The 12,527-nt window shown below is 40.9% G+C and carries 15 protein-coding genes and 1 tRNA gene; 2 read left to right on the top strand and 14 right to left on the bottom strand.

Annotated elements, in window-relative coordinates:
* Positions 1-76: 76 nt before the first annotated feature.
* The 7 genes from lolE to HMPREF1128_RS09670 form a co-directional block, all read right to left on the bottom strand.
* Entirely contained in the window at positions 77-1,327 is a 1,251-nt protein-coding gene (gene lolE, locus HMPREF1128_RS09640) for a lipoprotein-releasing ABC transporter permease subunit LolE (RefSeq protein ID WP_007526647.1), read from the bottom strand.
* Positions 1,327-2,007: a lipoprotein-releasing ABC transporter ATP-binding protein LolD gene (gene lolD, locus HMPREF1128_RS09645; RefSeq protein WP_007526793.1), complete on the bottom strand. Its 681-nt coding sequence runs from the start codon at positions 2,005-2,007 to the stop codon at positions 1,327-1,329. The genes lolE and lolD overlap by 1 nt, the downstream gene beginning before the upstream one ends.
* Before the next feature lie 15 nt (positions 2,008-2,022).
* Positions 2,023-3,195 (bottom strand): lipoprotein-releasing ABC transporter permease subunit, encoded by a 1,173-nt coding sequence (locus HMPREF1128_RS09650; protein ID WP_007526783.1) that lies wholly within the window; start codon positions 3,193-3,195, stop codon positions 2,023-2,025.
* Between the two features lie 93 nt (positions 3,196-3,288).
* Positions 3,289-3,615: a Grx4 family monothiol glutaredoxin gene (gene grxD, locus HMPREF1128_RS09655; protein WP_007526903.1), complete on the bottom strand. Its 327-nt coding sequence runs from the start codon at positions 3,613-3,615 to the stop codon at positions 3,289-3,291.
* A gap of 60 nt (positions 3,616-3,675) precedes the next feature.
* The gene (gene recR, locus HMPREF1128_RS09660; RefSeq protein ID WP_007526704.1) at positions 3,676-4,281 is read right to left on the bottom strand and encodes a recombination mediator RecR; all 606 of its coding nucleotides are present in this window, start codon (positions 4,279-4,281) and stop codon (positions 3,676-3,678) included.
* Positions 4,282-4,313: 32 nt separating this feature from the next.
* A complete protein-coding gene (gene lpxK / locus HMPREF1128_RS09665; protein WP_007526874.1) occupies positions 4,314-5,309 on the bottom strand; it encodes a tetraacyldisaccharide 4'-kinase in 996 nt (331 codons plus the stop codon).
* Complete coding sequence (locus HMPREF1128_RS09670; protein ID WP_007526727.1) at positions 5,309-5,668, bottom strand: helix-turn-helix domain-containing protein; 360 nt, start codon at positions 5,666-5,668, stop codon at positions 5,309-5,311. Before HMPREF1128_RS09670 ends, lpxK begins: the two co-directional genes overlap by 1 nt.
* A 134-nt stretch (positions 5,669-5,802) precedes the next feature.
* On the opposite strand from HMPREF1128_RS09670, the gene HMPREF1128_RS09675 reads away from it, so the two are divergent.
* Positions 5,803-6,156 carry a DUF805 domain-containing protein gene (locus tag HMPREF1128_RS09675; protein ID WP_007526918.1) on the top strand — a complete coding sequence of 118 codons (354 nt, stop codon included), beginning with the start codon at positions 5,803-5,805 and terminating at the stop codon, positions 6,154-6,156.
* A gap of 62 nt (positions 6,157-6,218) precedes the next feature.
* On the opposite strand, the gene ftsN is transcribed toward HMPREF1128_RS09675, so the two are convergent.
* The 5 genes from ftsN to HMPREF1128_RS09700 all read right to left on the bottom strand — a co-directional run bounded on the left by ftsN (position 6,219) and on the right by HMPREF1128_RS09700 (position 10,198).
* Positions 6,219-7,136, bottom strand: a complete 918-nt coding sequence (gene ftsN, locus HMPREF1128_RS09680) for a cell division protein FtsN (RefSeq protein ID WP_010128277.1) — start codon at positions 7,134-7,136, stop codon at positions 6,219-6,221.
* 128 nt (positions 7,137-7,264) lie between these two features.
* Positions 7,265-8,017 carry a class I SAM-dependent methyltransferase gene (locus tag HMPREF1128_RS09685; RefSeq protein ID WP_007526799.1) on the bottom strand — a complete coding sequence of 251 codons (753 nt, stop codon included), beginning with the start codon at positions 8,015-8,017 and terminating at the stop codon, positions 7,265-7,267.
* On the bottom strand, positions 8,014-8,679 hold the full coding sequence (locus HMPREF1128_RS09690) for a M15 family metallopeptidase (RefSeq protein WP_007526701.1): 666 nt from the start codon (positions 8,677-8,679) through the stop codon (positions 8,014-8,016). Before HMPREF1128_RS09690 ends, HMPREF1128_RS09685 begins: the two co-directional genes overlap by 4 nt.
* Before the next feature lie 8 nt (positions 8,680-8,687).
* On the bottom strand, positions 8,688-9,824 hold the full coding sequence (gene dapE, locus HMPREF1128_RS09695; RefSeq protein ID WP_007526885.1) for a succinyl-diaminopimelate desuccinylase: 1,137 nt from the start codon (positions 9,822-9,824) through the stop codon (positions 8,688-8,690).
* Positions 9,825-9,850: 26 nt separating this feature from the next.
* A complete protein-coding gene (locus tag HMPREF1128_RS09700) occupies positions 9,851-10,198 on the bottom strand; it encodes an ArsC family reductase (protein ID WP_007526707.1) in 348 nt (115 codons plus the stop codon).
* Between the two features lie 92 nt (positions 10,199-10,290).
* Here HMPREF1128_RS09700 and HMPREF1128_RS09705 point away from each other — a divergent pair, with 92 nt between their 5' ends.
* Complete coding sequence (locus HMPREF1128_RS09705; protein ID WP_007526864.1) at positions 10,291-11,067, top strand: DUF5358 family protein; 777 nt, start codon at positions 10,291-10,293, stop codon at positions 11,065-11,067.
* A gap of 145 nt (positions 11,068-11,212) precedes the next feature.
* Here the strand turns inward: HMPREF1128_RS09705 and HMPREF1128_RS09710 are convergent.
* A tRNA-Ser gene (locus HMPREF1128_RS09710) sits at positions 11,213-11,302 on the bottom strand.
* A gap of 94 nt (positions 11,303-11,396) precedes the next feature.
* Positions 11,397-12,503 carry a tRNA (uridine(54)-C5)-methyltransferase TrmA gene (trmA, locus tag HMPREF1128_RS09715; protein ID WP_007526664.1) on the bottom strand — a complete coding sequence of 369 codons (1,107 nt, stop codon included), beginning with the start codon at positions 12,501-12,503 and terminating at the stop codon, positions 11,397-11,399.
* Positions 12,504-12,527 lie beyond the last annotated feature (24 nt).

A 12,527-nucleotide genomic window follows, 5' to 3' on the forward strand; every position in this document is an offset into this window, starting at 1 on the left:
ATCGCAAGCGGTCGTTTTTTTGAAATTTTTTGCAAATCCCACAAAGAAAAAAGCCATTCTTTCGAATGGCTTAAAATCAATGTCCGCTTAAGACTTGCGCAGGAGAAAGTTTTGCAGCACGCGAGGCTGGATAGAGGCTCGCACACAAACTTAACACGAGGGTGGCAAGTAATACATAAACAATATCTTGCCAATGTAATTCGCTTGGGAGGAAATCAATAAAGTAGATACCATCTGAAAGCAATTTAACCCCGAAGAATTGTTCTAAAGATTTGATAATAGCGGTTAAATTGAGTGCTAGCAATACACCTAAAATTAAGCCAATTACCGCACCTTTCATGCCTGAAATCAGGCCATACCAAAGGAAAATCTGCTTAATAAAACGATTATTCGCGCCAAGCGTACGCATAATCGCAATATCGCCTTGCTTGTCTTTTACCGCCATAATTAAAGTGGAAATAATATTAAAACAAGCCACGCCAATCACTAATACCATTGCAATATACATCACCGCACGAATCAGCTGAATGTCGTTATACATATAGCCAAATTTGTCTATCCAAGTATTGAGATAAAGTGGTTGCTCAAAAGTATTTAACTCAGGGAGCGCCAATTGATTAACCGCAAACGGCGCTTTTAAAGAGAGCTCAACCCCTGAAATTTCTTGAGGACTATATTCCAACAGCTCTTGTGCTTTGGTTAATGGCAATAACGCATAACTGTGATCTAACTGCCCTTCTAATTTCAAAATACCCGTTACTGGCAAACTAAAACGTAACGGCTGGGCTAATTTGCCATCTTCAGTCGGTTGCGGAAGTAATAAAGTAACTTCATCGCCTGCTTCAACCGATAAATCTTTAGCAATGCCCGCACCTAAAATAAGCCCACCCTCTTGGTGAAACGCTTGCCATTGTTCCGCTGGGATATAATGACTTAATTGGCTCACTTGGTCTTGCTTTTTCGGGTCAACTCCACGCACTTGTGCAATTTTAAGTTGGTTACCGTTTTCAATCAGCCCAGTAAAACTCACGAATGGCGAAACAGCGCTCACATTCGGATTTTCGCTAACTAATTTCTCTAAACGCTCCCCCGCCTGAATTGGCACATTTTCATTTCCATTGTAAGAATAGAGTTCTGCGTGTGGCACAACAGAAAGTACGCGCTGATTAAGCTCACGCTCAAAACCATTCATCGCACTTAAACCAATAATCAACACCGCAACTCCAAGTGCAATCCCTACGCTTGAAAAAAGGGAGATTAGTGAAACAAGGCGGTTTTTATGCTTGCCTCGCTGATACCGCCAGCTAATAAAAAATGGGGTATTCATTAGGCTTCCTCAGTTAAAATACCATCACGCATGACAAAACGACGAGAGAGTTTTTGCGCGAGATTCAAATCGTGTGTCACTAATAAGAAGGCAATGTTTTGCTCATGATTTAGCTGTTTGATTAAATCAAAAATACTTTCAGTAGTTTTCTGATCCAAATTCCCTGTAGGTTCATCTGCCAATACAAGTGATGGGTTATTGACTAAAGCACGCGCAATTGCAACCCGTTGGCGCTCACCACCTGAAAGAGCCGATGGACGATGCGTAATTCGATGTGATAATCCGACCGCTTGTAGCATTTTCTCAGCACGATCTGCCGCTTCGCTTTTATTCTGACGCCCGATTAACATCGGCATCATGACATTTTCCAGCGCAGTAAAATCTGCCATCAAATGATGGAATTGATAAACGAATCCTAAATAGCGATTACGCAAATCGGCTAACTGATTGGCACTCAATTTTTGTAACGATTGATCCGCAATCCAAACTTCGCCAGCACTCGGTTGGTCTAAGCCGCCCAAACTATGTAGTAAGGTACTTTTACCTGAACCAGAACTCCCAACGATTGCCACTAGCTCACCTTTTTCCATCGAAAAAGAAACATTTTTTAATACTTGAACTTGCTGTTCGCCTTCTTCATAAAACTTGCTGATATTTTCACAGCGCAATAATGTTGTCATGGTTTAGCCTTTTTATTATTCATATCTCAACGCCTGCGCAGGTTCAATTTTTGCTGCGCGGTAGGCTGGGTAAAGGGTGCAAAGCAGCGATAATCCAATCGAGCTTGTAATAATCACTGCAATTTGTGTACTAGAAATTTCCGTCGGTAGAAGCAGCATTGGGTTAAAGAGTGCAACAATTTGGTCTAAGTAGTGGCTAATTAACACGCCTAGCCCACCACCAATAAATGCGCCAATGACACCCACAATGGCTCCTTGGAAAACAAAAATGGCCATAACCGATCTTTTCTTAAGCCCTTGAGTTTGTAAAATGGCGATCTCACCTTGTTTATCCACCACCATCAGACTTAATGAAGTCACAATATTAGAAATTGCAACAATAATAATTAGGCTAATCAATAACCCCATCATATTTTTTTCCATCCGGACAGCTTGGAAAAACTCACCTTTTTGTTCACGCCAGTCGCTAATTTGGTAATGTGCTTCATCAAAAGTTTGTGCAAGTTCTGTTACTTGGAATGGGTCTTGCAAGAATAAGCGCACGCCTTGTACTTCTTCAGGCGCAATACGAAGAAGACGCCCTACATCCGTCAAATTCGCAAATAGCGTATATTCGCTGGCACTGCTTTGACTTGGATAGATACCCGAAATTTCAAATAAACGCTGAACTGGAATTCTTCCCATTGGCGTATATTGGCTATTCTCGGTAATCATCAAACGAATTTTCTCGCCTATACTTAAATTTAGTTTATGCGCTAATTGGCTACCGATAAGTACCTTAAATTCACCTGCGGGCAAACGCTCAGCAACTGCTTGTTCATCTAGCAATGGATCGTCTTCTGCTTTCGTCACACCAATTAGCTGCCCTGCTTGAATACCACTTTGGCTTTGAATAATGACATTCGCACGGTTAATCGCCGTGCTTTTTTGCACAAAATCTGGCAGGGTTAATTTTTCATTCTGCGTAAAATGCCCTTCTTGCGGGGCAATAATGGCATGCGGTAAATGGGAAAGGAGATTGCGCTTTTGCATATTTTCTAAACCGTTCATCACAGAAAGCACAATCACAAGCGCCATCACACCTAGCGTAATGCCAAGGCTGGCGAGATTAGTTACCAAACGCCCGAAACGGTCGGCGCTTTTCGTGCGCCAATAACGAAAGGCAATAAATAAAGGGGTTAAATTCATATTTCTGGTCATAAAATAAAACAAGCGGTCAAATTATACTGAATTTTTGCAAAACTCTGCATAAAAATAACCGCTTGTTTTGAGGGAGATAAATTAAGCCGGATGACGCTCAGCGACTTCTTTTAATAAGCTTTGTAATTCGCCTTTTTGTGCCATTTCTAAAACAATGTCACAACCACCCACTAATTCGCCTTCTACCCATAATTGTGGGAAAGTTGGCCAGTTTGCAAATTTTGGTAATTCTGCACGAATATCTGGGTTAGTTAAAATATCTACATAACCAAATGGTACTTGGCAGCTAATCACTGCTTCTACTGCACGCGCAGAGAAACCACATGAAGGGAATTTTGGAGAACCTTTCATGTAAAGTAAAATTGGGTTCTCGCTAATTTGTTTTTTGATTTTTTCAATCGTTTCCATTGTTACCTCTAAGGATTATCTAAAAAATAGCCGAGTGATTGTATCAGATTTTATTAAGAACTAAAGTGCAATCTCTCGTCTACCCGTAAATGCATGAGAAAGGGTTGTTCCATCTACCATTTCTAATGAACCACCAACCGGCACACCGTGCGCAATACGACTGGTTTTTACATTATATTGATGACACATTTCTGCAATGTAATTGGCGGTTGCATCACCTTCAATGGTTGGATTCGTCGCTAAAATCACTTCATGGAAAGATTCATGCTCTAAGCGCTGTTGTAATAAATCTAACCCGATTTCGCGTGGCCCAATACCATCAATCGGCGACAAATGTCCCATCAATACAAAATAACGTCCTGAAAATTGACCGGTTTGCTCAATCGCTTGAATATCTTCCGGCATTTCCACAACACAAAGCTGTCCGCTCATTTGACGACGCGGATTCTTGCAGATGTTACATTCCTCTTCTTCGGTGAAGGTACGGCAACTTTGACAATGCCCAATATGAGTCATAGCTTCATGCAACGCTTTAGCAAGGTTCACGCCCCCTGCACGATTGCGTTGCAGCAGATGAAATGCCATTCGCTGAGCCGATTTTGGCCCCACTCCCGGCAATGCCCGCAAGGCTTCCATCAAATTTTCAAGTAAAGGACTGGTTTGCATAAAATTTTACCGACAAAACAAAACGGCACATTCTAGTGCTTTTCACCCAATTTTGCTACTTTTTCCAAGATAGGTTGAAGCAAACAAGCGGTCGATTTTTCAGAAAATTTTGCAGAAACCGGCACATACCACCAATTAGATTGCGCAAAGGCTTGGCACTTCACGGCATCTTTTTCTGTCATCAATAACGGTGTGTCAACTTCAGCTAATGCCTGTAATTGTTTAAGTTCAAAAGGTTGATGATCAGCAAAACCTACTTCATCACGCAATCGAATGCCTAAGCCTTTTAACATTTCAAAAAAGCGTGGGGGGTGACCAATCCCTGCAATCGCAACGCAAGGCGTTTTAGTAAATTCGGTTAATAAACGGCGTTCGTGGGTCACAAGATTGACTGCCCATTCAGGTTCTAATGTCATGAAATGTTCGCCAGTTTGCGGCTGCCCACCGTTGCAAATGACTGCTTGCACCTGTTTGAGTCTACTCGGTAGCTCACGCAGCCCACCTGCTGGCAGTAAAAAACCGTTACCAAAACGGCGCACGCCATCAACAACAACCCATTCAATATCGCGTGCGAGCGCATAATGTTGCAAACCATCATCTGCAATAATCAAATCCAGCGGAAACTGACTGAGCAATAGCTCAATACTTTGGCGGCGATTTGGTGATATTGCTAATGCCACGCCTGTTCGCTGTACAATGAGCACAGGCTCATCACCCACCATTTCGGCAGAGCTTGAATTTGTGACTAACTGCGGAAACTGTTTTGTTTTACCGCCATAGCCACGAGAAATAACGCCTACCCTTATGCCTTTTGCCTGCAGCTGTTCTACTAGCCAAACAACGACTGGCGTTTTACCATTTCCCCCGACGGAAATATTCCCCACAACCAATACAGGTACAGGAGCACGGTAAGATTTCAAAATATTTTTCTGATATAACCATCGGCGTGTTTGGCTAATCAGCCAAAAAAGCATGGAAAGGGGCGAAAGCAGCCAAGTCAGTACAGATTTTGTTTGCCAAAGTTTCATTATTTTTTTAATGTCTCGATCATTTCACGCAGTAACAATAATTCGCGTTTTTGATTTTCAATAATTTCGTTTTTATGTGCGAGCAATTCCTCTTTATGCAAAAGAATCAGCCTAAGTGTTTCAGTTTCTTGATCCGCGTTGCGTGCATAAAGGTTTCCTTCTTCACCATAAGATAATAATTGGCAAATATGCATGCCAAAAATTTCGGCAATTTGCTCAAGTCGAGGCAAATTAGACAGCGTTTCGCCTCGCTCTATTTTGGCATAGCCTTTTGTTGTCATATTCAGCTTCTGCGCCATTTCTTCTTGGGTCCATTGGCGCACTTCACGAAGCTGTTTAATTTTTTCATTGATTTTCATATCAAACACCCACAAACTGTAGAGCAAAGGATAACATTTGTTCCCTAAAGGAGCAAATTTGTGGATTGTATCCTTTTCATACAATCCTTAGAATACTGCCTTCTTTAACTCTACTATTATCACGAGGTTTTATTATGAATTGGTATTTAGCCGTTCTTAAGAAATATACAACTTTCTCTGGTCGCGCAAGAAGAAAAGAATATTGGATGTTCACACTTTTCAATATCATCGCCGCTTGCATTGCCATGGTAATTGATGGCGTATTAGGTGGTACAGGTATTGTGACTATCATTTACGCTTTAGCAACTCTTTTACCAAGCTTAGCGGTAACCGTGCGTCGCTTACATGACACAGGTCGTAGCGCGTGGTGGTTATTACTTGGTCTTGTTCCATTTGTTAGCATCGTTTTAATTATCTTTATGTGCCTTGAAGGTCAGCTACAAAGCAACCAATATGGTGACAATCCTAAATTAGTAGATCCAGCATAATCCTAATTTGATTATCTTGCTAAAACAAAAAAACCGCCAATAGGCGGTTTTTTTATGTTTTATTACATCGTTACAATCAAACATTCAGCTACGCTACGAGCGTTAGATTGCGCATTGGCTGCAGCTGCACGGTCGCCAACTGGGCCGACAAAGACTCGATTCCATTCTCCGCTGCTCACAATACGTGCATTAAAACCTGACATTGCTAAACGAGCCTGCATATTCTCTGCTTGTGCTTTATTTTTAAATGCCCCGCATTGTAATCCAAAACGCCCTGCAGTAGCAGCTGGTTTTTCTGCTGGTTTAGCTGTGGTTTCTTTTGGCGTTTCAGCTTTTTTGGCTGTTTCCACTTTTGCTTGTTCCGCCGCTTTAGCTGCTTCAGCCTGTTTAACTTGTTCTGCTTTTTTCGCTAATTCTTGCTGTTTTTTGAGCTCTGCCTGCTTACGCTTTTCTTCTGCAGCTTTTTGCTCTTGAGCTTTCTGAGCAGCAATTTGTTCAGCGCTTGGCGCTGGCGTTGCAGAGGTAGTTGGCTGCGCGGTAGCCGTATTATTTGCTGTACTTTGAGCAGTTTGCGTTTCAGTATTTGTTGCGGTAGTTTCTACTTGCTGCGTTTTTTCTGCATTTAAGCGGGCTGCTTCTTCTTGCTTACGCTTTTCTTCAAACTGTTGAATCTGTTCTTTAGTCAGTTGAGCTAATTTTTCTTGTGATTTTTTGCTACTATCGGTTATCACTTCTCGAGATTCTAAATCACGAATATAGCTGTACACTTCTTCTGGTCGGCTAGGCAAATTGCTTGATTTTTGTGTTGGCACCTGAACTTGCACATTGTTCGGAATCACAGGAGCTGGCGCATTTTCTTTTAAGAGCCATAAACCTAGTCCTGCTGCTAACAATAAAACAATGATGAGCGAAAATAATGTTGATTTGTTCATGCCGCCCTTTTTCTTTTTAGAGCGAGCCATATAGTCACGTTGAGGCACAATGGTTACCTTATCAATTTTATATAGAATGAAATTCGTAAATTTTACTGAAAAAACAACCGCTTGCCTATCGTTTAAAAAACAGTTGTATCAAAATTATTGTAAACTTTTGTGAATAAAAGTTTAATTTAATTTCCCGATTGATGAGAAAGATAAATATCGAAACGATGATTTTTGGTAGTATGCGAAAAATCTGGCTTCATATCTGCCATAAACTGCGCATAATCCGGACGTTTCACAACCACTCGTTTTCGTGCTAAAGCTTTTGCGGGTAAAAATAAACTATCTGCGTCTAAATCCGCTCCAACCAAATGTTGAAAAACACGCATCTCTTTTTTCACTAATGCACTTTTTTGTTTATGCGGATACATCGGATCTAAATAAACCACGTCAGCTTGTTCTTTCTCACAATCCAGTTGTGCAATATGAGAAACAGCCACTAATTGCATCCTTTCTTGCATAAACTTGCCGATTTCTGCATCAGCATACGCACGAGCTAAACCATCTTCTAATAATGCCGCGACGACTGGATGGCGCTCAACCAAACGCACTTTACACCCAATTGCAGCTAATACAAAAGCATCACGCCCAAGACCTGCTGTTGCGTCAATGACCGTTGGGCAATCATTCCCTTTAATTCCAACTGCTTTGGCAACCGCCTCTCCTCGTCCACCACCAAACTTACGGCGATGAGCCATCACCCCTTCGACAAAATCCACGGCAATTGCCCCTAATTTAGGCTCATCTAGCTTACGGAGCTCTAAACGCTTGTCTGTTAAGACTAAAGCAAGCGGACTTTCTGATTGATGTGTAAGTTGCCACTTATCACAAATTGCGTGAAATTTCTCTTTTTGCGCAGACTCGTTAATTAGTTGAATCATACAAACCACTCATCCAAATGTGCTAGTAAACAATCTTTGCCTGCAAGCGGTTCATTTTGCCAAGCGATTTGCAACATTTCTGCATTAAATTGTTTTTCATATCGTGCTGAAATTGATTGATAACTGATATGCCAAGGCTCAAAGCCAACCTGTGTATTGTGAATGCCATCAAATGGAAAATAGAAGCCAAACTCAGCGGCATGTTGATGTAACCATTCAGCTAACGGTGCAAAATATCCGCCTTCTTCATATTCCCAAGGCTCAAGCTGCAAAGTTTTGCCTTCAGGGAGAAGATCTGGGTCAAAAATATCAATTTCAGTTCCCCAATGGTGGCGACTCATTCCCGGCACCGCAGACCAACGTAAAATCGCTTGAATTTTCTGCCATTCATCCAATTTGCTTACGTCTATTGGATTACCAGCATCATCATGCACCTTGCGTTGTCCTTCAAACTTCGCATTCCAAATTGACAGTTGACGCTCAAAGTCTCGATACGTAGAAGCGGGTTGCAAATTAAACCCTGCTTGTTTTGCCGCTGCTTGTAAAGCCAGAAATACTTCCACCACTTCAGCTTGTAAGTAATGTTTATCTGATAATGGATTTGGTAAAGCAACCAAATGTGCTCGACTTTTGCCTGTTAATAAAGCCGTTAAATTATCCATATACTTTCCTATGCTTCGAGTAAATTGGTTAAAATTTGATAATAAACTTCACCACATTTTGCCAAATCTTCAACACTGACACATTCATTGACTTTATGAATAGTGCGATTTAATGGTCCGAATTCGACGACTTCTGCGCCCATCAGAGCAATAAAACGACCATCAGACGTCCCACCACTAGTATCTAATTTCGGTGTAATTTGCGTTACATTTTCGACCGCTTGCTTAGCAGCTTGAACTAACTTTCCGTGACCTGCAAGAAATGGCTTACCCGATAAATTCCAACTGATTCGATATTTCAAACCATGCTTTTCTAGCATTTTGGCAACCGTGGTTTTAATGATTTCATCAGTAACTTCTGTGCAATAGCGTAAGTTAAATTGAACATAAAGTTCACCTGGAATCACATTATTACTGCCAGTTCCTGCTTGAATATTCGCAATTTGCAAGCTTGTTGCTGGGAAAAATTCATTTCCCTGATCCCATTGATACGTAGTTAATTCGGTTAAGAAACCTAAGGCTGTATGCACTGGATTTTCCGCTAAATGCGGGTAAGCAACATGGCCTTGAATCCCTTCTATATAAAGGTTACCCGTGATTGAACCACGGCGTCCGTTTTTAATCACATCACCCAATACTTGGCTACTTGAAGGCTCGCCTACCACAGCATAGTTCACGATTTCTTGGCGTGCCATTAAGGCTTCAACCACTTTAACCGTTCCATCTTTTGCCGCTGCTTCTTCATCAGAGGTAATCAGCAGCGCAATTTTGCCACGATGATTAGGATGATGCTTCACAAAATTCTCAGCCGCAATCACCAAAGCTGCCAGTGAACCTTTCATATCTGCAGCACCACGCCCATAGAGCATGCCATCCACAATTTCCGCAGAGAATGGTGGATATTGCCAAGCTTGTAAATCACCAACTGGCACAACATCAGTATGCCCAGCAAAAACCACACAAGGTTCAGCATCGCAACCGTGAGTAGCCCATAAATTTAATGTTTCACCAAACGGCATCCATTCAATTTGAAATCCTTGTGCTGCTAGCCTATTCGCAATCACTTGTTGACAACCCGCATCTTCAGGGCTAATTGATTCTCTGCGAATTAACGCTTGAGCAAGCTCAATAATTTGTGATTTCATCTTCTGTTGATTCCTTATTTAAAGCATTAGGGAAAAGCTACACCATACGCTTTCTCGTCAAATCCAATCAGGGCAAGCTCATCTTGTAAAATAATTGGGCGCTTAATTAGCGTTGGTTGTTCAGCTAATACTTTTAATGCGCTGGCGCGATCTAGATTATCCTTAACTGCTTGATCAAGGTTTCTCCAAGTCGTTGAGCGCTTATTGACTAATGCTTCCCAGCCAAAAGCCTTTTCCGCTTGATTTAACCAATTTACATCTAACCCATCTACACGATAGTCATGCAAACGATGCTCAACATGATGCGCTGAAAGCCAATTAAGTGCTTTTTTTACCGTGTCACAATTTTTAATACCATAAACAATAATCGTCATATTATGCCCTTTTAATTAAAATTATATTTACCCATCACTTCTAGTCGGATTTCTTGCTATAATTGATTCGATCTACAAAATGAGGAAATATTATGAATAAAATTCTGCTTACTTGCGGAATGATATGCTTACTCAGTGCCTGTTCTAGTGAAACATACACGAGGGCTAATCATACCGCAAATCAACCCAAACCAGCCACAAAATATAAAATATCTGATGAATTAGCCAAAAAATGGGTTATCGAGAAAAATAAGGCGCAACAATGCTTGTTCCCTAAAGAGAGCAATCGCATTGCTGCTGCGCAACCGTTTCTATATCAAATGGCTATTTATAATCACCCATTATTACAAGTCATTGGTGAGCAAAATTATCAAATCTTAAGCCAAAGCCCATCTTCACAACAATATGCAGCGGCAAAACTACGTAAATTTAACCACACCAAAAAAGCAAAATTTGGCAAAAGTTGGTGTAATGAATTACGTAAAGAATACGGCACTTTAGTGAAATTGGCACAAGCGCAACCACAAGCAACTAAAACGCTTGAGAATAAAGTTACCAAAAAGAAAAATGTACAACTAAACCGCCAAGCAATTAAGATTAAATTGCCACCAATACCAAACGTGTATAGCGAAAGTGACATTTTAGATGAAGAAATTACCACACAGGATACTGCGCCAATGTTGCCAATGCCACCGGCTCAATCAACGACGCCAACAGCACCAGCAACACCAGTAACACCAGTAACACCGCCAAAACCGGAAACGACACCAACGCCACCAGCTGTGGGGCCGGCCCCTTCAAGCTATGATGGTGATGAGCAAATTCGTATCAATAACGAACCGTTTAAAAGCGAAGTAATTCATTTCTAGTTTTAAGATACAAGCGGTTAAATTTACTGGCTGATTAACTAAAACTCACAAGCGGAAAAGAAACTATTCTTTTCCGCTTTTTATTATACATTTGGTAAATTTTAGGTAAGAAAAAACCGCTTGTAAAAACAAGCGGCTTAAATAATGGCGGAGGAAGTGAGATTCGAACTCACGGAGGGCGTAAACCCTCGCCGGTTTTCAAGACCGGTGCCTTCAACCACTCGACCATTCCTCCGTTGAAAACAGGCGCAATCATACCGAGAGAAAGTTGCGCTGTCAAATAGAATTCATAAAAATACTTTTGATTGTATTTATATTAAACAAAAAAGCTATTTTCTGATTAACCAAACGCCACTTTCAATATGATGGGTATAAGGGAACTGATCAAATAATGCTGCTCTCTCAACTCTATGTGTTTGGCAAAGCTGGTTTAAGTTTTCCGCTAATGTTTCAGGATTGCAAGAAATATATAAAATACGCTCATAACCTTGCACCATATCTAAAGTTGCTTGATCTAACCCAGCTCTTGGTGGGTCAACAAAAATGGTGTTACATTCATACGCTTTTAAATCAATGCCTTTTAAACGATTAAACTCACGCACACCATTCATTGCTTGAGTGAATTCTTCAGCCGACATTCGAATAATCTGTAAATTTTCTACACCATTTTGCACAATGTTATATTGTGCAGAATTCACAGAAGATTTAGAAATTTCAGTCGCCAATACTTTTCGAAAATTTTCAGCTAATGCAATGGAGAAATTCCCGTTACCACAGTAAAGCTCTAACAAATCGCCTTCACTATTTCGGGTACACTCTCTTGCCCATTCAAGCATTTTAATGTTCATCTGTGCATTAGGTTGGGTGAAACTATTTTCAACCTGACGATAAATCAACGATTTACCATCCACCTTAAGCACTTCTTCTACATAATCACAATCTAAAGCAATTTTTTGCTTGGTTGCGCGCCCAATAATTTGAACATTAAATCCTTGCTTCGTCAGTCGCGTTTTAAGCGCTTTTGCCTCACTTTCCCATTGTTCATCAAGCTTTTTATGATAAAGCAAAGAAACTGCAATTTCGCCACTTAATGTGCTGAGGTAATCCACCTGAAATAGCTTACGGGTGAGCACTTCATTACCTTGAATTTCAGCTAATAACGCCTTCATCATTTGATTGATGAGGACACTCGCAATCGGAAACTCATCCACACGATAGCGCTGCTTGGTCGCTTGATCAAACATAATGTGATACAACTCATCCTCGCCAGCCGCATTTTTATCATGCCAAAGGCGAAACTCTGCGCGCATACGAAAATGATTTGGCGCAGATTCAAATACATCTAAAGCTGGTGGATTAAATGGCGCTAATAAAGCGGTCAGATTTTCTACTTTTTTTGCAAGTAGTTCGGGGTATTGCTCAATAGGTAATGTCATAACAGGAAATGAAAAAAATGCCCC

Origin of the sequence: Haemophilus sputorum HK 2154, assembly GCF_000287615.1 — a bacterium.
Taxonomy (GTDB): domain Bacteria; phylum Pseudomonadota; class Gammaproteobacteria; order Enterobacterales; family Pasteurellaceae; genus Haemophilus_A; species Haemophilus_A sputorum.